This window comes from Jatrophihabitans endophyticus (genome assembly GCF_900129455.1).
GTDB classification, from domain to species: domain Bacteria; phylum Actinomycetota; class Actinomycetes; order Mycobacteriales; family Jatrophihabitantaceae; genus Jatrophihabitans; species Jatrophihabitans endophyticus.
Genome location: NZ_FQVU01000001.1, coordinates 979,825 through 1,001,196, shown reverse-complemented (window position 1 = coordinate 1,001,196; position 21,372 = coordinate 979,825). Strand labels below are relative to the sequence as shown.

Sequence of the window (21,372 nt, the reverse complement as noted above, 5' to 3'; positions counted from 1 at the left end):
ACCCGTATAGCGCGGAAACGCGCAAATCACGTAACGCCCAGCCGTCAGCCCCACGGCGCGAACGTCCGATTCGAAGAAGAAGAGGCTCCATGCTCATCGAACTGGTTCTGGCTGCCCAGCTCCACGCAGCCAACGGAGGATCCGGCACCGGCGGCGACGCCAGCGGCCACGGCGGATCCGGCAAGACCGGCTCCGGAGGCAACTCCGGCAGCTCCTCGTCCTCGTCGCACTCGTCCAGCAGCTCGTCCTCGGGCAGCACGTCGACGCACAGCGGCGGCTCGTCGCAGTCCGGCGGCTCCGGCGATGCCGACAGCTCGCCGACCAGCACGTCGCACAGCGGCGACGCCGGTGGCGGCTCCACCAGCGGCAGCTCCGGCAGCTCCGGCAACGGCAGCTCCCACGGTGGCAACGGCGGCGGCACGGGGGGCGGCACGGGTGGAGCTGTCGTCCGGCACGAGTCGGGGAGCTCCGGCTCGGTGAACGGCAAGTCCGGCGGCGGCACCAGCGGGTCCGCGTCCTCCTCGACGTCCGGGGGGACGTCGAGCGGGTCGACCGGCTCGGCCAGCACCCGCAACAGCTCGAACGGCGGCAACTCCGGCTCGTCGAACTCGAACTCGTCGGGCTCCTCGCACGCCTCCTCCGGCTCCGGTGGGAACTCCGGCGACTCGGGATCGGGTCAGGGCAAGGGCGACACGCACTCCGGTGCCGCCGGCTCCGGCGGCTCGGGCGCGGGCGGGTCGAGCCGCGGCAGCGGATCGTCCGGCGCGACCGGCGACGGCGGCGGCTCCGGCACCGCCGAGTCGCGCGGCGACTCGTCCTCGACGTCGCGCAGCGGCGACACCACGACCTCGACCGAGGGCTCGTCGCGCTCGGGCGACAGCGGGTCGGCGACCTCCGGGCAGCACGCCTCGGCCAGCAGCGGTGACGCCGGCGGCGGTCACGTGACCGGCGGCTCGGGCACCACCGGGCAGGCCCACGGCCGCACGGAGGACGTCGACGTCGCGAGCGCGGGCAGTGACGACGCCTCGGACGGCGGCGGCTCCGGCGGGGTCTCCATGGTCGCGAGCTCGGGGAACTCCGGGAACGTCACCGGCACCGCGTCCGGCGGCCACACCGGGTCGGCCTCGGCGGTCTCCACCGGTCCGACGCACTCCGGCTCGAGCGGCAGCGCGACGACGGCCAACACCAGCAACGGTGGGGACAGCGGGACGGCGAACTCCGGCTCGCAGGCCGTGTCCGGCGCCACCACCGGCAGCGGCGGCAGCTCCGGCGACAGCGGCTCGGGTCGCGGCACGTCGACCTCCGGGTCGGGCGGCAGCGGCGACGGCGACGACACGTCCGGGGGCAGCTCCGGCGGCTCGGGCAGCGGCGGCGACGCCACCGCCGACGGCAGCTCGGGCGACACCGGGTCCGGCGGCGACTCCGGCGCGGCGAACTCGGCCGCGACGTCGGACGGCAGCGCGCACAGCGGTTCGACCACCACCACGACGTCGGGCGACTCGCAGTCCGGCAGCAGCGGCAGCGCGAGCTCGCACCAGGACGCGACGGCCGACAGCGGCGACGCCGACGGCGGCACCGTCACCGGGCGCTCCGGCGACACCGGGGACGTGACCGGCTCGATCGACGGCAGCGGCGACGCCACCGGCGGCGGCGGCTCCGGCGGCACCTCGATGGTGCTCACGTCCGGGAACTCCGGCGACGTCGACGGCTCGGCCGACGGCGGGACCAGCGGCCCGGCCACGGCGACGACGTCGGGCGACACCACCTCGGGGTCGACCGGGAACGCGTCCACCCACAACACGAGCACCGGCGGCGACAGCGGCGCCGCGACCGGCACGTCCACCGGCACGTCGACGGCCACCACCGGTGCCGGCGGCGACTCCGGCGGCAGCGGCGCGGGTACGGGCACGGCCACCACGTCCTCGGGCGACACCGGCGGCAGCGGGACGGCCACCGGGACCGGCGGCTCGGGCGACGGCGGCACCGCGACCGGCAGCGGCGAGAGCGGCACCACCGGCACCGGGGGCGACTCCGCAGCGGCGACGTCGGCCTCGTCCTCGCGGGGTGACGCCACCAGCGGCGACACCGCCACCACCACCAGCGGCAGCTCGCGCTCGGGCAGCAGCGGCGACGCGAACTCCGAGCAGACCGCGACGGCCACCAGCGGGCACGCCGGCGGCGGCTCCGTCGACGGCCGCTCCGGCGACACCGGCGACGTCACCGGCACGATGGGGCGCACCGGCAGCACGACCGGCGGGGGCGGCTCGGGCGGCAGCTCCATGGTGTTGACGTCGGGTGACTCCGGTGACGTCACCGGCCACGCCGGCGGGGGCACGAGCGGTGCCGCCACCGCGACGACGTCGGGTGACACCACCTCCGGCTCGACCGGGAACGCGAGCACCACGAACACCAGCACCGGCGGCGACAGCGGGGCGGCCAGCGGCCGCTCGACCGGCACCTCCGGGGCCACCACCGGTCGGGGCGGCAGCTCCGGCGACAGCGGCTCGGCCACCGGCTCAGCCGGCACCTCGTCGGGCGACACCGCGGGCTCCGGCAGCGCCAGCACGGCCAACGGCACCGGCGGTTCGGGCGCGGGCGGCACCGCCACCGGCGCCGGCCACTCGGGTGACACCGGGTCCGGCGGCAGCTCGGGCGACGCGTCGTCGGACGCGGACTCGTGGGCGTCCGGGACGAGCGGCTCGACCGACACCACCACGTCGGGCGACTCGTGGTCCGGCGACAGCGGGGCCGCGACCTCGACCCAGGGCGCCTCGGCACGTAGTGGCGACGCGGACGGCGGGACCGTCACCGGTCGCTCCGGCGACACCGGCACGGTGACCGGGACCAACGGCGGTTCCGGCTCGACCGAGGGCGGTGGCGGCAGCGGTGCCTCGAGCACGACGTTGCGCTCCGGTGACTCCGGTGACGTGACCGGCTCCGCCGACGGCGGCACCTCCGGTCCGGCGTCGGCGACCACGGCGGGGAACACCACCTCGGGTTCCACCGGCGCGGCGACGACGTCCAACCGGAGCACCGGCGGCGACAGCGGTGCGGCATCGGGACGCTCCACCGGGACGTCCGGTGCCACCACGGGCGCCGGCGGCTCGTCCGGCGACTCGGGCACCGCAACGGCCGACAGCAGCAGCGGGTCCGGCTCGACCGGCGGCGGCGGCACGGCCGAGGGCACCGGCGGCTCCGGCAACGGCCGCGAGGCCACGTCGGACGCGACGTCCGGCGACACCGGCACCGGCGGCGACAGCGGCGCGGCCGACTCGTCGGCGACGTCCGAGGGCACGGCGGCCAGTGGCGACACCGCGACCCACAGCAGCGGTGACGCCTGGTCGGGCAGCAGTGGCGCCGCCGACTCCACGCAGAACGCGACCGCCACCAGCGGCCACGCCGCCGGCGGCAGCGTCGCCGGGACGTCGGGTGACACCGGCGCGGTCAGCGGCAGCGGCGGCAGCGGGTCGACCTCGGGCGGCGGCGGCAGCGGCAGCTCGTCGGTCGACATGACCTCGGGCGACTCCGGCGCCGTGACCGGCACGGCCGGCGGCGGCCACTCCGGTGCCGCCACGGCGACTGCAGCCGGCGACACGTCCTCCGGGAACACCGGCGCAGCGAGCACCGCGAACACGGCCACCGGTGGCGACAGCGGGGCGGCCACCGGCACCTCGACGGCGACGTCCGGTGCCCTGAGCGGCGCCGGTGGCTCGTCGGGCGACAGCGGCTCCGCCGACGGCTCGGCCACGACGTCCTCGGGCGACACCGGCGGCAGCAGCAGCGGCGGCAACGGCACCGGTGGGTCCGGGGCCGGCGGTACCGCGACCGGCACGGCCGACTCGGGTGACACCGGCGACGGTGGCGTCTCGGGCGACGCGTCGTCCGACGCCGACTCGAGCGCGTCGGGCACGAGTGGCGACACGACCACCAGCACCACCGGCGACTCGCAGTCGGGCAGCAGCGGCGACGCGACGTCCAGCCCGACCGTCACCGCGACCAGCGGTGACGCCGAGGGCGGAACCGTGACCGGCACGTCCGGGTCGAGCGGCGCCGTCTCGGGTGAGAGCGGCAGCGGCGACGCCGGCAACGGCGGCACCGGGTCCTCGACGAGCTCGACGACCTCGGGCGACACCGGGTCGGTCGACGGCACGGCCGGCGGCGGGACGTCGGGCGACGCCACGGCGCGCTCCACCGGCGACACGTGGTCCGGTGACACCGGCGCGGCGAGGACCGGGAACACGGCCACCGGCGGCGACTCCGGTGCCGCCACCGGCACCTCCGAGGCGACGTCCGGCGCGATCACCGGCAGCGGCGGCGGGTCCGGCGACTCGGGCGACGCGACGGCCGACACCTCGACCGGGTCCGGCGACACCGGCGGTGGCACCGGGACCGGCGGGTCGGGTGACGGTGGCGACGCCACCGGCACGGCGCACTCCGGGACGACCGGCACCGGCGGCGACTCCGGCGACGCGGACTCCACCGCGTCGTCCACCGCCGACGGCACGAGCGGTTCGACCTCGACGACGACGTCGGGCGACTCGCGTTCCGGGGACAGCGGCACCGCCTCGTCGCAGCCGCAGGTCGACGCGACCAGCGGCGGCGCCACCGGCGGTTCGGTGACCGGGACGTCCGGCGACAGCGGCACGGTCACCGGTTCGGGCAGCGGGTCCAGCGGTTCGTCGGGCAGCGGCGGCACCGGCGCCAGCTCGTCGGAGTCGTCCTCGGGCGACACCGGCGACGTCACCGGCACGGCCGGCGGCGGCACGTCCGGCGACGCGACGGCCGGGGCGGCCGGCGACACGTGGTCGGGTGACACCGGCGACGCGAGCACGACCAACACCAGCACCGGCGGGAACAGCGGCTCGGCCACCGGCACCAGTACCGCGACCTCCGTCGCGACCAGCGGCAATGGCGGGAACAGCGGCGACTCCGGCACGGCGGACGCCACCGGCGCGACCTCGTCCGGCGACACCGGCGGCTCGGGCAGCGGCTCGTCCGGCGGCTCCGGCTCCGGCGGCAGCGCCGAGGGGACCGGCACGTCCGGTGACACCGGCGACGGCGGGAACTCCGGCGACGCCACGTCCTCGGCGGACTCGTCGGCCGACGCCTCGTCCGGGGACACCGACACCTCGACCGACGGCGACTCGCAGTCCGGCGACAGCGGCGACGCCTCGTCGCAGCCGCAGGTCGACGCGACCAGCGGCGACGCCGAGGGCGGTTCGGTGACCGGGACCTCCGGCGACAGCGGCACGGTCGACGGTTCGGGCGGGTCCGGGCCGAGCTCCGGCTCGGGCGGCACCGGCGGCTCCGACGAGTCCGGCGACTCGGGCGACACCGGGGCCGTCACCGGCGAGGCCGGCGGCGGCACGTCGGGCTCGGCGACGTCCGGGGCGAGCGGTGACACCGGCAGCGGCGACACCGGTTCGGCGACCACGGGCAACAGCAGCACCGGCGGCGACTCCGGGTCGGCGACGTCCACGTCGAACTCCGGCTCCACCGCGACGACCGGCAACGGCGGCGACTCCGGCAACAGCGGGTCGTCGTCCGGGTCCGGCTCCAGCGGCTCGGGGTCCACCGGCGGTGGCACCGGCACGGGTGGTGGCACCGGCACGGGTGGTGGCACCGGCACGGATGGTGGCACCGGCACCGGTGGCGGGACCGGCACGGGCGGTGGGACCGGTTCCGACGCCGGCGCCGACACCGGGTCGGGCAGCGGCACGGAGGCTGCCGCGGCGAGCGCCCCGGCGGGTCGCCACGCGGCCGCGCTGACGTCGGCCCCTCGGGGTGCGGGCGCCATGGTGGTCGGGGCATCGGCGACGACCGTCGGCGCGATGGCCTACACCGGCGTCAGCGCGGTGAACTGGGCCATCGGCGGCGCGCTGCTGCTGGTCATCGGGCTGATCCTGCTGATGGCCGGCCGACTGCGGCGCACCGAGTCGTAGGGGCCCGGGTCGTCACCACGCACGACCGGGTGGGGTGCGCCGCAGCGACGCGGCGCACCCCACCCACCCGAACGTCGACGCGGCACGCCCCCGGAGGACGAGGACGATGAGCACTCACCCGTTTCCCGAGCCCACCCCGCCCGGATCGTTGTGGGACCGGCAGCCGCCGCGCTCACGCGACCGGTCGAGTGTGCTCACCCGCGAGGAGATCGCCGCGGCGGCGTTCGCCGTCGCCGAGGTGGAGAGCCTGCCGGCCGTGTCGGTCAAGCGCGTCGCCGGGCGCCTCGGCATCCCCGGCGTGCGGCTGCAGCACTACCTCACCGACCGTGCCGAGCTGCTCGACCTGATGGTCGACGTCGCGCTCGGCGAGGTCGAGCGCTGGAACGAGAACGCGGACTGGCCGGTGCAGCTGTGGCAGCTCGCCCACGCCGTCCGCGAGACCGTCCGACGCCGCCCCTGGCTCTCGGGGCTGCTCGGCCTGCGTGCGCCGAGCGGCCCGAACGGGCTGCGCTTCAGCGAGCGGACGATCGCGGCCATGAACAGCGCCGGGGTCGACGTCCACACCGCGGCGCGCTGCCTGGAGACGGTGCTGGTCTACGTGTGCGGGTCGGTGCGTCCCGAGGCGGTCTCCGCGACCGCACGCGGCGGCGCCGGCGCCGCCGACGTCGCGAGCTACCTCGCCGCGCAGCTCACCGAGGACAGCTTCCCGCTGCTCACCCGGCTCGTGGCAAACCCGTCCGCGCTCACCCCGGACGAGGTCTTCGACACCGGGTTGGGGTATCTGCTCGGCGGCATGGCGGCCGGGCTCGCCGCCGACGTGGGCGACCTCGACGCGGCCGCCGGTGCGGGCGTTGCCGCGACGCGCACCCGGGGTAATCGTTCTCTGTCCGACAACGACGGCGAACAGAGGGTGTGACATGGCTTCCGGTGTGGCAACGGTGTGGGTCCCGATCGAGGACATGGACCGAGCGGTGCAGTTCTACTCCGAGACCCTGGGACTGTCCCTGCAGGACCGACAGGGCGACGACTGGGCCGAGATCGACGCCAACGGGCTGACGCTCGGGCTCAACGGCCGCGAGACGGCCACGGCGTCGTCCGGCGGCGGTGCGGTCATCAGCTTCCAGCCCGACGGCGGAATCGACGAGGAGGTGTCGCGGCTGCGGGGCGCCGGCGTCGAGTTCACCGGCGAGATCAGCGACCACCCGTGGGGCCGCATCGCCCCGTTCAAGGACTCCGAGGGCAACGACCTGCAGTTCTACGCCCCGCCGTCGAGCTGACGCCCGCCCGCGGCCGTCAGCTCGGCGAGGTCGTCGTAGACCGCGGCGAGTGATCCGGTCCGGGCGTGGGCCGCGCGCTGGCGCACCGCGCCGTTCCCGCGGCGGCGGATCGCGGCCACCCCCTCGCGCACGACGTCCAGGTCGCCGGTGGCGACGAGGGCGTCGTGCGTGAGGTGCAGCAGCTCGGCGACCACGTCCCACGCCGGGGCCGGGGCGGTGCGACCGGGGGAGAACAGCTCGGCGTCGAGGCCGTAGCGGGCGGCGCGCCAGGACGCCGCGCGGTGCAGCTCCGGTCGGGACTGCGGGAGCTGCGACGTCGCCGCCGTGTCGACCAGCGCGCGGGCCAGCCCGGCGATCACCACCGCGTCCTCGACACGGGGGCACACGTCGGCGACGCGGATCTCGACGGTCGGGTACGTCGCCGACAACCGGGCGTTGAAGTAGATCATCCCGGTGTCGACGGCGGCCCCGGCGGTGACGAGGTCGGCCACCAGCTGCTCGTAGCGGGCGTGGTCGCCGAAGGGCGCGGTGGGTCCGGCCGTGGGCCACTGCCCCCACAGCACCGTCCGGTAGCTGGCGTACCCGGTGTCGAGGCCCGCCCAGAACGGCGAGTTGGCGCTCAGCGCGAGCAGCACCGCAAGCCACGGCCCGATCCGGTCGATGACCCGGATGCCCTCGTCGGGCGAGTCGACGGCGACATGGATGTGCATCCCGCACACCAGCTGGACCGCGGCGACCTGCGCGTAGGTGTCCTGCATCCGCTCGTAGCGTTCGTCCGCCACCGTGGTCGCGTCGTCGGCGCTGGGGCTCGTGCCCGACGCGACGAGGCGGGCACCGGCGGTCGCGGCCCGGTCGGCGAGGGTGCGCCGACGGTCGCGCAGCTGTCGTTCGAGATCGGCGAGCCCGGTGACCGGGTCGGATGCGAGCTCGGCCTGCTCACGCTTGAACTCGTGTTCGTACACCGAGCCCGGGGCGCTGTCGGGCACCGCCTGCTCGGCCACGGGTGCGAGCCCGGCGCCGCTCCGGCGTGCGAGCAGGAACTCCTCTTCGACCCCGACGGTGCGCATGGCTGCAGTCTGCTCGGTGCAGGACCCGGTCGGGCTCAGCGGGTCACGACGCACCGGCCGACGCCGCAGCGGCGCCGGCCGGTGGGATGGTGCGCGGCTACTTCGACGGCGACGCGCTGCCCTTGCGCACGCCGTTGAGCAGGCAGTTCTTCAGATCGGTGGCCAGCTTCGTGCTCTGACCCTTGGTCCCGATCGAGTTGATGCTCTTCTTGTCGTCGACGTAGTTCTTCAGGTCGCTGTCGGAGAGGTCTTTCTTCATGGCCTTCGCGACGCAGGTGTAGGTCAGATCCATCGCCTGACTCGGGATCTTGCCGCTGAGCTGGGTCTTCAGATCGCTGTCGGACTTGAGCTTCTGCTCCAGCTGCGACTGGGAGACCGAGCCGCCGCCGCCACCGCTGTCGCTGTCACTGCCGCACGCCGCGGTGAGACCGAGCGTCGCCGTGAGCGTCGCGACCGTGATCCACGTCGAGACCGACCGAGCCATGTGTGCCCTCCCCAAGATCCGCCGCGTCCCTCGCGGCGATCTTCACCTACCCGGGCGCGCACAGCCCCCAAACAGCCGCTTCACGACCGGTGGCGGCGCGGCGTCACCCGAGCACGAACAGGCAGAACGGGTGGCCGGCCGGGTCGGCGTAGACGCGCAGCGGCTCGTCGGGGTCGTCGATGCGGTCCTGCAGCAGCCGGCCGCCGTGCGCGAGGACGCGGTCGTGGTGCACGCGCAGCTCGTCGACCGAGCGCACGCCGAAGTCGAGGTGCAGCTGCTGCGGAACGGCGCCGTCGGGCCACGTCGCCGCCGTCAGCGAAGGGACCTGCTGGAAGGCGAGCAGCCGGGTGCCGCCGTTGCGCAGCACCAGCCAGTCGTCACCCGCCGGATCGGGCGTCTCGTGGCCGGGTTCGTAGGTGAAGCCGAAGAGCAGGCGGTAGAACTCCGCCGACGCGCGGGCGTCGGTCGTGTCGAGGACCACCTGCCGGAACGTCGGGTACGAATGCGGACGCGTCTCGGTCATGCGCGTCATCCTGACGCGGGCCACCGACATCGGTACGCGGCCCGGGAACCGGTCAGAGCCGGCCGGCCTCGATGATGCGGCGCAGGAACTGCCGGGTGCGCGGCTCTCGGGGGTCGGCGAGCACCTGCTCGGGCGGCCCCTGCTCCAGGACGCGGCCGCCGTCGAGGAAGCACACCTGGTCCGCGGCCTGCCGCGCGAAGCCCATCTCGTGGGTGGCGAGCAGCATCGTCATGCCGTCGTGCTTGAGCTCGGTCACGAGGGTGAGCACCTCGCCGACCAGCTCGGGGTCGAGAGCGCTCGTGACCTCGTCGAAGAGCATCAACCGCGGCCGCACGACGAGGGCGCGCGCGATGGCCACCCGCTGCTGCTGACCGCCGGACAGCTCGTCCGGACGTGATTGCGCACGATCGCGCAAACCGACGCGGTCGAGCATCTCGAGGGCACGGTGCTCGGCCTCGTCGCGCCGTACGCCGTGGACGCGGCGCAGGGCGAGCGTCACGTTGTCGATCACGCGCAGGTGAGGGAACAGGTTGAACGCCTGGAACACGATCCCGATCGACGTGCGCACCTCGTTGGTGTCGACCCGCGGATCGGTGATGTCGCGACCGTCGAGGGTGATCACGCCGTCGTCGACCACCTCGAGCAGGTCGACGCAGCGCAGCAGTGTCGACTTGCCCGAGCCCGATGCGCCGATGAGGACGGTGCAGGAGTGCTCGGGTACCTCGAGGGACAGGTCGTCGAGCACGACCGTCGACCCGAAGACCTTGCGCAGGTTGCGGACGTCGAGCACGGGTGGTGGCGTCGCGCCCTTCGCGAGCGAGGTCACCGGATCGCCGTCGCGGCGCTGCCGACCCAGCCCTGGCGCCGGGCGATCCAGTCGGTCAATCGGGTCAGCGGCACGGCCAGCAGGACGAAGACGAGCCCGGCCATCAGGTAGTGGACGAACTTGTAGTCCTGCGACACCTGGCCCTGGGCCACCAGCACCATCTCCGAGACCGCGAGCACCGACACCAGCGAGGTGTCCTTCTGCAGGCTGACGAAGTCGTTGAGCAACGGCGGCAGGACCCGGCGCACCGCCTGCGGGAAGACGACGTGACGCATGGTCTGCGCGGTGGTCAGCCCCAGGGAGCGCGCCGCCGCCCGCTGCGACGGGTGCACCGACTCGATGCCCGCGCGGAACACCTCGGCGACGTAGGCAGAGTAGGTGAGCACGAGCGCGATGATGCAGAGCACGAACGGGCTGTCGGGGAACTGCCGGATGCGCAGCGCCGGCAGGCCGAAGCCGACGCAGTACAGCACGATGAGCAGCGGCAGGCCGCGGAAGACGTCGACGTATGCCGTCGCCAGGAACCGCAGTGGGAAGAACACCGGCCCCTGCAGCGTGCGGACGATCGCGAGCAGCGCGCCGAGCACGAGTACGCACACCTCGGCGATCACCATGATCTGCACGTTGACCCACAGCGCCCGCAGCAGCGCGGGCAGGTCCCCGAACCCGGCCCCGAGGTCGAAGAAGCTGTCGCGCATGCGCGGCCAGCCCGAGCTCGACCCGACGGCCAAGGCGACGACCGCGAGCACGACGGCCGTGCTCACGAGCGCGATCAGCGCCGAGCGCACGGTGCGATTGCGGCGATAGCGCTCCCGTTCGAGCTGCCGGGCCGACGGCTGCCAGGGCGTGGTCGACACCGTGGTCGACACCGTCAGGAGAGCTTCGGCGCGCCGGCGCCGGCGAGCCACTTCTGCTGCAACCGGGTGAGGGTGCCGTCCGTGCGCAACGCGTCGACGGCGGAGGAGACGCAGCGGGTCAACGCGCTGCCCTTGGCGAGCACCAGGCCGAACTGCTCGGTCTTCCCGACGGCGGGCAGCTGCCCGACGATCTTCGCGTCGTCCAGCTGGGCCGACGTGACGTAGAAGCCGGTGGGCAGGTCGACCACGAGTCCGTCGATCGTGCCGTTCTTCAGCGCCTGCACGGCGAGGTCGTTGGACGGGTAGGGCGCCGGGCTGCGGGTCGGCTTGATCTGGTCGGTGATGGCGTCGTAGCTCGTCGTGTTGCGCTCGGCGCCGAGCTTGGCGCCCTTCAGCGCGGCGATCGTGGTGGCCTTGGCGAACTTGCTGCTCTTCAGCGTCACCACGGACTGCGTCACGTCGTAGTACGGCGAGGAGAAGTCGACCGCCTTGGCGCGCTGCGCGGTGATCGAGAACTGGTTGGCGTCGAAATCCCACCGCTTGGGGGTCGGTGCGATGACGCTGTCGAAGGTTGCCTTCGTCCAGCTCACGTCGGCCGCGGCGAAACCGAGCCGCTTGGCGACCGCGTAGACGACCGACGACTCGTAGCCCTTGCCGTTGGTCGGCTTGTTGTCGCTGAACCAGGGTGCGTAGGCGGGCGAATCGGTCGCGACCGTCAGCTTGCCCTGCGCGTAGGTGCGCAGCTGCGCGGGCCGGCAGGCGCTGCCCGAGGCCGAACCCGACGCACCGCCACTGCCCGAGGCGCTCGGGCCGCCGGAGCCGCCGTCGCTCTCGGCCGAGCACCCGGCGAGCAGGCCGATCGCGGCGACGGCGGTGAGGACGGTGAGGGGCAATCGTGGGCGCATGCGTGCTCCTGGTGCGTGCCGGCCTCACGGGCGCGGCGCAGATCGGCTGACGCTCAATCGTAACGACGTGCGGCGGCAGCCCCGCGCATTGCCTACCGAGAGAGTAGGCAAAACGGGCGACGGCGATGCGGCCGGACGCAGGATCTGGCGTGAGTGGTGGGGAATTGTCGGACTCGGGCAGTGAGGCGTCCCACTCAGCCGTACGACGACACCGCAGGAGCGCCGACGGGATCGGCGACGACACCGCGCTGACGAAGCAACCGGCCCGCGCCCTCGCCGAACCAGTAAGCCTCCTCGAGATGCGGCTGGCCGGAGAGGATCGCGTGGTCGATGCCCAACGCGTGGTACTCCTCGAGCCGTTCCGCGACGTCCTCGTGGCTGCCGACGAGCGCGGTGCCCGCGCCACCGCGCACCAGCCCGTACCCCGCCCACAGGTTGGGGTAGATCTCCAGTTCGTCGCGGCTGCCGCCGTGCAGTGTCTGCATGCGCCGCTGACCGACCGAGTCCATGGCGGCGAGCTGCGCCTGCACCTCCGCGACGCGGGCAGGGTCGAGCTGGTCGACCATGCGCTGCGCCTCGTCCCACGCCTCCTGCGCGGTGTCGCGGCCGAGCACGTGCAGGCGGATGCCGAACGTCAGCTCGCGTCCGGCGACCGCGGCCTTGTCGCGCATGCGGTCGAGCCGCTCCTTGATCTGCGGCGGGGTCTCGCCCCAGGCGAGGTAGACGTCGACGTGCTGCGCGGCGACGTCCTCGGCGGCCGGGCTCGCACCGCCGAAGAACAGCGGCGGCAACCCCCACCGGCTCTGCGCGGCGGTCGCGCCCTCGACGCGGTAGTGCTCGCCGGTGAAGTCGAACGGCTCGCCGCCACTCGCGCCACGCAGGACCTGCAGGAACTCCGCGGTGCGGGCGTACCGCTCGTCGTGGGCGAGGAAGTCGCCGAAGCGACGCTGCTCGCTCGGATCGCCGCCGGTGACGACGTTGAGCAGCAGTCGGCCGCCGGTCAGCCGCTGGAACGTCTGCGCCTGCTGGGCGGCGAGGGTGGGGCTGATGAAGCCGGGCCGGAACGCCACCAGGAACTTCAGCCGGCTCGTGACCTGCGAGAGCGCGGCGGTGGTGAGCCACGCGTCCTCGCACCAGCTGCCCGTCGGGGTCAGGACCGCCTCGAAGCCGAGCTGCTCGGCCGAGCGGGCGATCTGGCCGAGGTACTCGACGCTCGGCGCCCGCTCGACGGCGTACGTCTCGCCGACCCCGCCGTCACCGGCGCGACCGGAGCCGACGATGCCACGACCGTCGCCGTTGGTGGGCAGGTACCAGTGCAGGTGCAGTGCCATGCGACTACCGGCTCGTGGGGTCGGTGCGACGGTGCAGCAGCCGCAACAGGCTGTCGAGCACGATGCCGACGATGGCGATGGCGACGATGCCGCTGACCAGCAGCGACATCTGCAGGTTCTGACCGGCCTGGTTGATCAGGTACCCCAGGCCGCTGTCGCTGGCGATCAGCTCGGCCGCGACGACGCTCGTCCACGCCCCGCCCATCGCCAACCGCATGCCGGTGATGATCGTCGGCAGGGCGGCGCGCAGGTGCACGGTCAGCAGTGCGTAGAGCGGGGACGCCCCGAGGCTGCGGCTGGCCTGCACGAGCTCCGCCGGCACGGCGTCGAGCGAGGTGATGGTCGCGATGGTGATGATGGGGACGACGCCGATGACGATGAGGACGATCTTCGGCGTGTTGTCGATGCCGAACCACACGATGAGCAGCGGCAGGAAGGCGAGCGGCGGCAACGGCCGGGTGAGCTCGATGAGCGGGTCGACCATGAACCGGACGGCGCGCGCCGAGGCCATGGCGCCGCCCAGGGCGATGCCCGCCACGGTGCCGATGGCCCAGCCGGACAGGATCCGTTCCGAGCTCGCGATCGTGTGCCCGACGAGCGTGTGGCCGTTGACCGACGGGTAGTCGTGGAACAGGTAGTGCCAGAACGTGCTCGCCGTCGCGGTCACCGTCGGCAGGATCGACGGGTCGTCCTTGACGAGCGCCGTGACCTCCCACACCGCCAGGAACAACGCGATCCCGAGCGCGCCGAACCCGATCCGGGCCCACGAGATGCTGCGGCCGCGCCGCTGTTCCTCGAGCTGCAGCGCGTCCTTGCCGGCGACGAAGACCGGACTCTTGGTCATCTCGCTCATCGCTGCCCCGCCTCGTCCGGTGTGGTCTCCAACGCCTCGCGGATCTCGCGTTTGATCCGCACGAACTCCAGCGTCTCGGTCGTCTCGATCGTTCGTGGTCGCGGCAGGTCGATGTCGAGCTGCAACCGCGCCCGGCCAGGACTGCCCGTCATGACGCACACCCGGTCGCCGAGCAGCGCGGCCTCCTCGACGTCGTGGGTGACGAACACGATCGTGATGCGCTCGCGCTGCCAGAGGTCGAGCAGGAACGTCTGCATGGCCACCCGGGTGATGGCGTCGAGCGCCCCGAACGGCTCGTCCATGAGCAGCAGCTTCGGCCGGTTGATGAGCACCCGCGCGAAGGCGGCCCGGTGGCGCATGCCACCGGAGAGCTCGTGCGGGTAGGAGTGCACGGCGCTGCCGAGCCCCACCGTCTCGAGCATCTCCACGGCCCGGTCGCGCTCGGCCTTGCCGCTCTCGTGCCGGGCCCGCGGGCCGTAGAGCACGTTGTCGAGCGCAGTGAGCCAGGGGAAGAGCATCGGCGTCTGGAACAGCACGCCGCGGTCGGCGCCCGGGCCCGTGACGCGGCCACCGCCGACGACGATCTCGCCGCCGTCGACCTCGGCGAAGCCGGCGATCAGGTTGAGCAGCGTCGACTTGCCGCAGCCGGAGGGGCCGAGCAGGCACAGGAACTCGCCCTCGCGCACGGTCAGGTCGAACCCGTCGAGTGCCAGCCGCCCCGCGGAGCGGCGGGATCGCCCGGCGAACTGCTTGCGGACGCCCCTGACCTCCAGCGCGGCCGGTCCCCTGCTCGACGACCTTGTCGACGCCTCCGGTGCCGAGGTCATGCGCCGCAGCCGTCCTTGACCGCCTGCTGGACGTAGGTCGGGTCGATGTGCGAGCCGATCTGCGCGGCTGTCGGGACGGTGGTGATCCGGCCCTGCTCCTTGAGGAACTGGCCGGTCTTGACGTAGGAGTCGGCGAGCTTGCTCGTGGAGGCGTCGGCCGAGGTGCCGAACCAGGTGAGCTGATCCTGCTTGGAGACGAACGGCAGGTCCTTCGTCGCGGCGATAGCGACCTTCGGCGTCGCGCCCACGAGCTTGGAGCCGTTGGTGATGTACTTCTCGCCCTGCGCCCCGGGGACCTTGGCCTGCGCGTTCATGAACTGGCAGACCAGGTTCTGGACGGTCTTCTTGTTCCTGGTCGCGTAGGAGTCGAGCACGACGAGCACGTTGAGCGAGGCGTAGCCGAGCTTGGCGATCTGCTGGGCGGTGACGACCTGGCGGTTCACGCTGTCCTTGAGCAGGTCCTGCGCCTGGGCGACCTCGACGTAGGCGGCGTCGATACGACCCGACTTGTACGCGGCCTCGACGGCCTGCTCGCTCGGGAACCCGGCGACCTTGACCTTGCCCTCGAGGCCCTGCGTCTTGAGCCAGCCGCGGATCTCGTAGTCCTCGGACGACCCCTGCAGGTCGCCGACGGTCTTGCCGGCGAGATCGCCGTTGGTCTTGATGTCCGAGCCGACGATGAGCTGCGCGGCGTCGTAGTACTCCGCGTAGATCACCTTCAACTTGGTGTCGTTGGCGATCGCGCCGGTGACGGGCGGATTGCCCACCCCGGAGGCGAACTGGAAGGCGCGGCCGCTGCGCAGCGTCGCCAGGCCGGTGACGCCGGAGTCGATGGGCGTCAGCTTGATCGACGCGCCGACCTTGTCGGCGAGGTCGCTGTTGCCCTTGACCAGGACCTCGGTGCCGATGGTCGCGCTCTGGAAGTAGCCGATGCCGATCTGGCCACCGCCACCCCCGCCCGACCCGGACGAGTTGCAGGCCGACAGCGTGAGGGCGGCGGTGGTCGCGAGGACGGCGGCGGTGATGCCGGTGGCCCGGGCGCGGCGCGGTCGTGCGGCGGACGGGACGTGGGACGAGCGGTGACGCATCGGCGGGGTTCTCCTCGGTGGCTGCCACGGGCGACAAAGCAAGTTTGCCGATAATCTCTGTAGGCAATGCCACGCGTCAAACCGCGGTCGGACCGAATGACGGGGGTCACGACACGACGAAGGGCTCCGATGGCGAACCATCGGAGCCCTCATGCGGGCGCGCCGCAGCGCAGCCCCTCGTCCTGTCGGCGCGCGCCTCGGCGTCGGCGCCCCGGAGCGCGCCGGTCAGCGCGCCTCGAAGGTGAGGCAGTCGGCGGCGTCGGTGCCGGCGCCGACGCTCACCGTCGGCGCCGTGCACTCGAGCTGCGCGTTGTGCGTGCAGTCGGTGCGGTGGCACGCGCCGACGAGCCCCTGCCGGTCGCTCGCCGCCCGGACCTCGATGTTGATGAAGGTGCCGCAGTGCGCGTGGTCGCCACCGATGGTGATGGCACCCGCGTGGCACGCGGCGTCGGCGTTGTAGGCGCAGTCGTCGGCGGCGCAGTCGTGCACCTGGGGGAGGTCGTGTACGGCGGTCATGGTGATCGTCCTTCGCGTTCGGGGAATCTCAGCATTACCGCTCGCGGAGCCGCCGTCCAGCAAGGCAAGCCTGCACTAATCGCCTACGCAGCAAGGGCTTTCGACCTCGAACACGTGCGGGCGGGACGTGCCGGGTCGGGGGCGCGGGGTCGACCGCACCGGTTGTCGCACGGGCCGTACACGCGCCGTATACGGCCCGTGTGCGCGCCGCACACGCGCCGTCCGACACGACCGCCAGGCACCTGTCCGGGCCCCCGCGCCGACCCGCCCGGCCGACGGCGAATGCGTCAGCGGGACCGGGCGCGGGCGGCGTACGCCGCGACGGCGAGTTCCAGCGCGGCCCAGCCGGCAGCGACACCGGCGACCTTCGTCCGCTGCGACGCCGGCACCACCCGCGCGAAGTACGCCGCGTCGGCCGCGTCCGAGACGACGCGGGCCGCGGTGAGCAGCTGCATCGGCGAGCCCGTCGGTGAGACGGCCAGCGCGAGCGCGAGCGCCGCGTCGCGGGTGCCGATGGAACGCGTGAGCTGGGCGACGTCGGTCGGCACCGACCCGTCGACGCGGGTGAGCCCGCAGGGCTTGGCGAGCAGCTTCGGCGCGACCGTGATGGCCACGCCGTACGCCGTGGTCAGTGCCGCGACGGCGCGCACCGGCCACGCGTCGCGCAGCCGGTTCGCGACGGCACGGGGGTCGGGCTGCGACGGAGCGGGCATGCGTCCTCCTCGGTGGGGCCGGCGTCGGATGCCGACAGCAGTCGCCTACCCCGCCGCCACGACGAACGGACCGTCGGTGCCCCATCGGCCCCGCCGGGTGACCCCGCGCCGTGCCGATGCTGTGTCGTTGCTGGGCGGCGTCGGTGATCGGCTACAGTTCGGCGACTTCATGCGGGGCGACAGCGGGGGAGGGCCGGCGTGATGGTGCGTTCGGTGACGGTGCGGTGGTTCGTGGCGGTTCTGCTCGGCGGGGCGATCGGCCTGGGAGGGGCGGCCACGGCCGAGGCGGCGCCGGACGTCCCCACGACGTCCGCGGCGACGACATCGGCCGCGACGTCGGCGACGACGTCGGCAGCAACGTCGGCCGCGACCACGACGTCGGCGGCGGCAACGACATCGGGATCGACATCGGGATCGGCGACAACGGGGGCCGGCACCACCAAGGCCGCCGACGACGACGCGATCACCTGCGACGACGACCCCGGCACGGACTACCCGGTCGTCTGCCTGCCCGCCGACCTCGACGAGGACGAGGCGGCGACGCTCGCCGCCGGCGACAGCATCGGCTTCCTCGCCGCGGTGGTGAACCACGGGTCGGTCCCGGCGGCCGACGCCGAGGTCGTCATCGACCTGCCCGCCGGGCTCCGCCTCGCCGACGCCGACGCGCTCGGCCTGAACGGCCCGGTGCTGCGCTTCGAGTCCTACGACGAGCTCGACGGCGACGGGACCGCGCTGGTGTGCGACGACACCACGACCGCGCGCGTCACCTGCCACACCGGGCCGGTGGCCGCCGGGTCCGCGTTCCTCGTCGGCATCGTGCTCACCGCGCAGCCCGACGCACAGGTCGGCACGCGCGCGAGCTTCACCGTGACGCTGCAGCCCACCGCCCCCACCGCCCCCGCCGCCTTCGCGCCGAGCTCGGTCACCGGCACCGTCGAGTTCACCGGCACGGCGCACCTGTCGCTGTCGCTCTCGCCGACGAAGGCGACCGTCACCGTCGGCGACACCGTGCGCGTCAAGGCGACCGTCACCAACGAGGGGCCCGACGCCGCGCCGAACACCTTCGGCATCGCCCTGGACGGCGGCCGCGAAGGCGAGGAAGCCCACTTCCGCGTCACCAACGCACCCATCCCGATCGATGACGGCGGCGACGGTGGCGAGAGCGGGGGTGCGAGCGCATCGGCGCCCGTCCCGGTCGTCGGCGTGGCGTCGCGGCCGCACATCCGGACACTCCGCGCCGCCGACAACCCGTACTTCACCGGCGGGATCTGGCCCATCGGCACCATCGCGGCGGGGGAGACCGAGTCCGTGACCATCGAGCTGAAGGCACGCTCCGCCGGCACCGACGAGCTCTACTTCTTCGCCACCGCCGACGTGGAGGACCCGACGTGCGACATCGACGACGGGGACGGCGGCGACGGGGACGGCGCCGCTCCCAGCGTGAGCGCAGGGCCCGGTGTCGACGACGAGTGCGGCGCGGCCACGGCCACGCTGCGCGCGGTCCGCGCGGCCGCCGCGTCGAGCACGGCCGCCGGCCCGGCCGGCCACCGCGACGCCCCGCTCGCCGCGAGTGGCCCGACCCAGGTCGCGCCCGAGCTGTTCGGCGGCCTCCTGGCCGTCGTGCTCGGCACGGTGCTCACCGTCGCCGGCAGCCGTCGCCGCCTCGTCGCGGGTGGAGCGCCCCGGCCCGACGGCCGGCACCGCCGGCACTGACACGCGTCAGGGCGACAGGACCTCGAGGGACCGGTCCCGGCCGCGCGGCGCGAACTGTCCGATCACCGCCGCGACGATCAGGAACGCCGAGACGAGGACGAGCGCGGCCAGCGGCGACAGCTGGGGCACCAGCGGCGCGATGACCAGCACGCCGACGGCGCCGCCGCTGACGCCGAGGCCGTCCACCAGCCCGAAGCCCGCCGACCGCACCCGGGTGGGGAAGCTCTCGGCCGAGAGGGCGAACGTGGGCGGCACCCACACGTTGAAGCCGAAGAACACGACGAACGAGCCGACGAACGCCCAGGCGATGTGCGTCCCCAACTCGGCGATGACGACGCCCCCGGCCAGCGTGAGCACCGCGCCCACCGGCAACCAGTAGCGGCGTTCGAGCCGTTCGGACCAGCGCGCCGAGAACAATCCCTGGACGAAGAAGCCGAGCCCGCCCACGGCGGAGATCATCCCCGCCACCGGAGGCTCGAAGTGCAGCGCGGTGAGGATGGACGTCGAGCTGGTCGAGTACGCGAACACCGTCGCGTAGCCGAAGAACCACATGGCGACGAGCAGCAGCGTCCGCCGGCGGTAGCGGGCGTGCGTGAACAGCTCGCGGTACGCGCGCCCGGTCGACTCCTCGGCCACGGGCGGCGTCGCGGCGGCGACGTCGGGTTCGGGTAGCGGTCCGCGGCGGGCGGCGCGCTGCTCGAGCCGCGCCACCGTCGCGTCGGCGCGGTCGAGGTGGCCGTGCTCGATGAGCCAGCGCGGCGACTCGGGCAGCCGGAGCGACGCGAGCAGCGCCAGCGCGCCGATCGCGGCCGCGATCCAGTACATCCACCGCCAGCCGCTGTCGAAGCCCTCGTCGGCGAGGGCGACGGGCAGCCCGTGCGGGAAGCTCGCCGACTCGGTGGTGAGGAGCAGCCCGAGACCGATGCCGACCATGGCGCCGACGGTGCAGAGCACGAAGGTGACCGCGGTGTAGCGCGCACGGGCGGTGGCGGGCGCGAGCTCGCCGATGTAGGTGTTGGCGACCGCCAGCAGCGCCCCCATCGCGATCCCGGTGACGCCGCGCCCGGTGACGAACGTCGGGAAGTCCTGCGCGAGCGCGGTGAGGGCCGATCCGACGACGGCGAAGACCAGGCCGCCGGCGACGAGCAGCCGCCGCCCGAGCCGGTCGGAGACGGGCGCGATCACGAGACCGCCCACGAGGTAGCCGGCGAGGTACAGGCAGACCGGCCAGCGCTCCGCCGTCCCGGCGTTCTCGGGGGTGCAGCCGGCCTTGATCTGCGTGCAGGTCTGGATGAACGAGACGTTGATGTCGAAGTTGCAGTAGAAGACGACGAACAGGGCGAGGCCGAGGATGCCGGTCGCCGCCCAGCGCACGGCGTGCCGCGGCAGCCGGTCGATGCGCGCGACGAGCCGGGCGGGTGAGCGCGTCTCGGCCGTGCCGGCGGTCATCGCTGCACCGTCGGGCCGGGCGTCGTCGCCGACACGGCCGTGGGCTCGACGGGCGGGGTGCCGTGCGTGTGGAACGACTCGATCGTCTGCAACCCCCAGGCCTGTCCCTTCCTGCGTTCGGCCTCGGTCCAGTCGACCGGTGACCAGTCGGGGGCGAGGACGAGCCGGGCGCCGGCGTGGCACAGCTCGATGCGGTTGCCACCGGGCTCGTAGACGTAGAGGAAGAACGTCTGCTGGATCGCGTGCTTGTGCGGGCCGGTCTCGATGAAGATGCCCTGGTCGAGAGCGAGGTCGGCGGCGCGCAGGATGTCGGGACGGCCGTCGGCGGCGAAGGCGAGATGGTGCAGCCGCCCGGCCGTTCCGGTGCGGTCGCGGGTGTAGACGGCGTCGTAGCCCTTGTTGGTGAAGGTCGTCCAGCTGCCGGCGACCGAGCCGTCGTCGAGCACGATCTGCTCGGTGACGAGCGCCCCGAGCACGTCGCGCAGGTAGTCGCGGTTGCGCTCGACGTCGACGCCGAGGTAGTTGACGTGGTCGAGCCGGCGGACCGGGATGCCGTGCCCCGGCAGCGCCTGCGCCTGGTTCCTCAACGCGGGCGCGAGCTCTGGCGGCGGCCGGTACCACTCGGTCTCGTGGTAGACGCCGAGCTCGTGGCCGTCCGGGTCGTGGAAGACGTAGACCGGGCCGTAACCGGGATCGCCGTCGCGCCAGCCCACGCCTCGGCCCGTCGCCTCGATCTCGGCGACCCGGCGGTGCAGGGCCGCGTCGCTGGCCGCACGCAGATTCGTCCGGCCGACTCCCGCCGTGTCGCGGGCGGTGAGCTTGAGCGTCGTCCGCTCGTAGTCGTCCCAGGCCCGCAGGAAGACCGAGTCCCCGCTGCGGCCGGTCTCGGTCAGGCCGAGGAAGCCGCGGCAGAAGGCCAGGGTCTCCTCCGGGACCGGGGTGAAGAGCTCGACGTGACTCAGATGGGCGATCTCGTGACGGAGCGGCATCGCTCTCCCCGT

The 21,372-nt window shown here is 73.7% G+C and carries 18 protein-coding genes; 4 read left to right on the top strand and 14 right to left on the bottom strand.

Annotated elements, in window-relative coordinates:
- Nucleotides 1-89 precede the first annotated feature (89 nt).
- From BUE29_RS23365 to BUE29_RS04690, 3 genes are all read left to right on the top strand, one after another.
- Nucleotides 90-5,942 (top strand): beta strand repeat-containing protein, encoded by a 5,853-nt coding sequence (locus BUE29_RS23365; RefSeq protein ID WP_143167970.1) that lies wholly within the window; start codon nucleotides 90-92, stop codon nucleotides 5,940-5,942.
- 106 nt (nucleotides 5,943-6,048) lie between these two features.
- Nucleotides 6,049-6,858: a TetR/AcrR family transcriptional regulator C-terminal domain-containing protein gene (locus BUE29_RS04695; RefSeq protein ID WP_084180680.1), complete on the top strand. Its 810-nt coding sequence runs from the start codon at nucleotides 6,049-6,051 to the stop codon at nucleotides 6,856-6,858.
- A gap of 1 nt (nucleotide 6,859) precedes the next feature.
- The gene (locus BUE29_RS04690; RefSeq protein ID WP_073386440.1) at nucleotides 6,860-7,219 is read left to right on the top strand and encodes a VOC family protein; all 360 of its coding nucleotides are present in this window, start codon (nucleotides 6,860-6,862) and stop codon (nucleotides 7,217-7,219) included.
- On the opposite strand, the gene BUE29_RS04685 is transcribed toward BUE29_RS04690, so the two are convergent.
- The 12 genes from BUE29_RS04685 to BUE29_RS04630 form a co-directional block, all read right to left on the bottom strand.
- Nucleotides 7,198-8,286 carry a carboxylate-amine ligase gene (locus tag BUE29_RS04685; RefSeq protein ID WP_073386438.1) on the bottom strand — a complete coding sequence of 363 codons (1,089 nt, stop codon included), beginning with the start codon at nucleotides 8,284-8,286 and terminating at the stop codon, nucleotides 7,198-7,200. The genes BUE29_RS04690 and BUE29_RS04685 overlap by 22 nt on opposite strands.
- A 97-nt stretch (nucleotides 8,287-8,383) precedes the next feature.
- The gene (locus BUE29_RS04680) at nucleotides 8,384-8,770 is read right to left on the bottom strand and encodes a hypothetical protein (RefSeq protein ID WP_073386436.1); all 387 of its coding nucleotides are present in this window, start codon (nucleotides 8,768-8,770) and stop codon (nucleotides 8,384-8,386) included.
- Nucleotides 8,771-8,873: 103 nt separating this feature from the next.
- Nucleotides 8,874-9,293, bottom strand: a complete 420-nt coding sequence (locus tag BUE29_RS04675; protein ID WP_073386434.1) for a VOC family protein — start codon at nucleotides 9,291-9,293, stop codon at nucleotides 8,874-8,876.
- 52 nt (nucleotides 9,294-9,345) lie between these two features.
- A complete protein-coding gene (locus tag BUE29_RS04670) occupies nucleotides 9,346-10,119 on the bottom strand; it encodes an amino acid ABC transporter ATP-binding protein (RefSeq protein WP_073386432.1) in 774 nt (257 codons plus the stop codon).
- Nucleotides 10,116-10,988 (bottom strand): amino acid ABC transporter permease, encoded by an 873-nt coding sequence (locus tag BUE29_RS04665; protein ID WP_234971348.1) that lies wholly within the window; start codon nucleotides 10,986-10,988, stop codon nucleotides 10,116-10,118. The genes BUE29_RS04670 and BUE29_RS04665 overlap by 4 nt, the downstream gene beginning before the upstream one ends.
- A 2-nt stretch (nucleotides 10,989-10,990) precedes the next feature.
- Complete coding sequence (locus BUE29_RS04660) at nucleotides 10,991-11,881, bottom strand: ABC transporter substrate-binding protein (protein ID WP_073386431.1); 891 nt, start codon at nucleotides 11,879-11,881, stop codon at nucleotides 10,991-10,993.
- A 194-nt stretch (nucleotides 11,882-12,075) separates the two neighbouring features.
- Nucleotides 12,076-13,212: an LLM class flavin-dependent oxidoreductase gene (locus BUE29_RS04655; RefSeq protein WP_073386429.1), complete on the bottom strand. Its 1,137-nt coding sequence runs from the start codon at nucleotides 13,210-13,212 to the stop codon at nucleotides 12,076-12,078.
- Nucleotides 13,213-13,216: 4 nt separating this feature from the next.
- Nucleotides 13,217-14,056, bottom strand: a complete 840-nt coding sequence (locus BUE29_RS04650) for an ABC transporter permease (RefSeq protein ID WP_073387088.1) — start codon at nucleotides 14,054-14,056, stop codon at nucleotides 13,217-13,219.
- Nucleotides 14,057-14,061: 5 nt separating this feature from the next.
- On the bottom strand, nucleotides 14,062-14,892 hold the full coding sequence (locus tag BUE29_RS04645; protein ID WP_073386427.1) for an ABC transporter ATP-binding protein: 831 nt from the start codon (nucleotides 14,890-14,892) through the stop codon (nucleotides 14,062-14,064).
- Nucleotides 14,889-15,980 (bottom strand): ABC transporter substrate-binding protein, encoded by a 1,092-nt coding sequence (locus BUE29_RS04640; RefSeq protein ID WP_084180679.1) that lies wholly within the window; start codon nucleotides 15,978-15,980, stop codon nucleotides 14,889-14,891. Before BUE29_RS04640 ends, BUE29_RS04645 begins: the two co-directional genes overlap by 4 nt.
- 225 nt (nucleotides 15,981-16,205) lie before the next feature.
- The gene (locus BUE29_RS04635) at nucleotides 16,206-16,496 is read right to left on the bottom strand and encodes a DUF1540 domain-containing protein (RefSeq protein WP_073386425.1); all 291 of its coding nucleotides are present in this window, start codon (nucleotides 16,494-16,496) and stop codon (nucleotides 16,206-16,208) included.
- Between the two features lie 287 nt (nucleotides 16,497-16,783).
- Nucleotides 16,784-17,209 (bottom strand): hypothetical protein, encoded by a 426-nt coding sequence (locus tag BUE29_RS04630; RefSeq protein ID WP_200800034.1) that lies wholly within the window; start codon nucleotides 17,207-17,209, stop codon nucleotides 16,784-16,786.
- 213 nt (nucleotides 17,210-17,422) lie between these two features.
- Between BUE29_RS04630 and BUE29_RS22330 the strand changes: the two genes are divergently transcribed.
- Nucleotides 17,423-18,922, top strand: a complete 1,500-nt coding sequence (locus BUE29_RS22330) for a hypothetical protein (protein WP_159440824.1) — start codon at nucleotides 17,423-17,425, stop codon at nucleotides 18,920-18,922.
- Between the two features lie 6 nt (nucleotides 18,923-18,928).
- On the opposite strand, the gene BUE29_RS04620 is transcribed toward BUE29_RS22330, so the two are convergent.
- Together BUE29_RS04620 and BUE29_RS04615 are read right to left on the bottom strand one after the other, a co-directional pair.
- The gene (locus BUE29_RS04620; RefSeq protein WP_073386421.1) at nucleotides 18,929-20,371 is read right to left on the bottom strand and encodes an MFS transporter; all 1,443 of its coding nucleotides are present in this window, start codon (nucleotides 20,369-20,371) and stop codon (nucleotides 18,929-18,931) included.
- Nucleotides 20,368-21,360, bottom strand: coding sequence for a VOC family protein (locus tag BUE29_RS04615; RefSeq protein ID WP_073386419.1), 993 nt, complete (start codon nucleotides 21,358-21,360; stop codon nucleotides 20,368-20,370). The genes BUE29_RS04620 and BUE29_RS04615 overlap by 4 nt, the downstream gene beginning before the upstream one ends.
- Nucleotides 21,361-21,372 lie beyond the last annotated feature (12 nt).

Excerpts from the sequence above, each read along its gene's own strand:
- BUE29_RS04690 (WP_073386440.1), top strand. The coding sequence starts at position 6,860 with ATGGCTTCCGGTGTGGCAACGGTGTGGGTCCCGATCGAGGACATGGAC.
- BUE29_RS04660 (WP_073386431.1), bottom strand. The coding sequence starts at position 11,881 with ATGCGCCCACGATTGCCCCTCACCGTCCTCACCGCCGTCGCCGCGATC.
- BUE29_RS04680 (WP_073386436.1), bottom strand. The coding sequence starts at position 8,770 with ATGGCTCGGTCGGTCTCGACGTGGATCACGGTCGCGACGCTCACGGCG.
- BUE29_RS04655 (WP_073386429.1), bottom strand. The coding sequence starts at position 13,212 with ATGGCACTGCACCTGCACTGGTACCTGCCCACCAACGGCGACGGTCGT.
- BUE29_RS04650 (WP_073387088.1), bottom strand. The coding sequence starts at position 14,056 with ATGACCAAGAGTCCGGTCTTCGTCGCCGGCAAGGACGCGCTGCAGCTC.
- BUE29_RS04635 (WP_073386425.1), bottom strand. The coding sequence starts at position 16,496 with ATGACCGCCGTACACGACCTCCCCCAGGTGCACGACTGCGCCGCCGAC.
- BUE29_RS04630 (WP_200800034.1), bottom strand. The coding sequence starts at position 17,209 with ATGCCCGCTCCGTCGCAGCCCGACCCCCGTGCCGTCGCGAACCGGCTG.
- BUE29_RS23365 (WP_143167970.1), top strand. The coding sequence starts at position 90 with ATGCTCATCGAACTGGTTCTGGCTGCCCAGCTCCACGCAGCCAACGGA.
- BUE29_RS04620 (WP_073386421.1), bottom strand. The coding sequence starts at position 20,371 with ATGACCGCCGGCACGGCCGAGACGCGCTCACCCGCCCGGCTCGTCGCG.
- BUE29_RS04685 (WP_073386438.1), bottom strand. The coding sequence starts at position 8,286 with ATGCGCACCGTCGGGGTCGAAGAGGAGTTCCTGCTCGCACGCCGGAGC.
- BUE29_RS04675 (WP_073386434.1), bottom strand. The coding sequence starts at position 9,293 with ATGACCGAGACGCGTCCGCATTCGTACCCGACGTTCCGGCAGGTGGTC.
- BUE29_RS04695 (WP_084180680.1), top strand. The coding sequence starts at position 6,049 with ATGAGCACTCACCCGTTTCCCGAGCCCACCCCGCCCGGATCGTTGTGG.
- BUE29_RS04640 (WP_084180679.1), bottom strand. The coding sequence starts at position 15,980 with ATGCGTCACCGCTCGTCCCACGTCCCGTCCGCCGCACGACCGCGCCGC.
- BUE29_RS04615 (WP_073386419.1), bottom strand. The coding sequence starts at position 21,360 with ATGCCGCTCCGTCACGAGATCGCCCATCTGAGTCACGTCGAGCTCTTC.
- BUE29_RS04645 (WP_073386427.1), bottom strand. The coding sequence starts at position 14,892 with ATGACCTCGGCACCGGAGGCGTCGACAAGGTCGTCGAGCAGGGGACCG.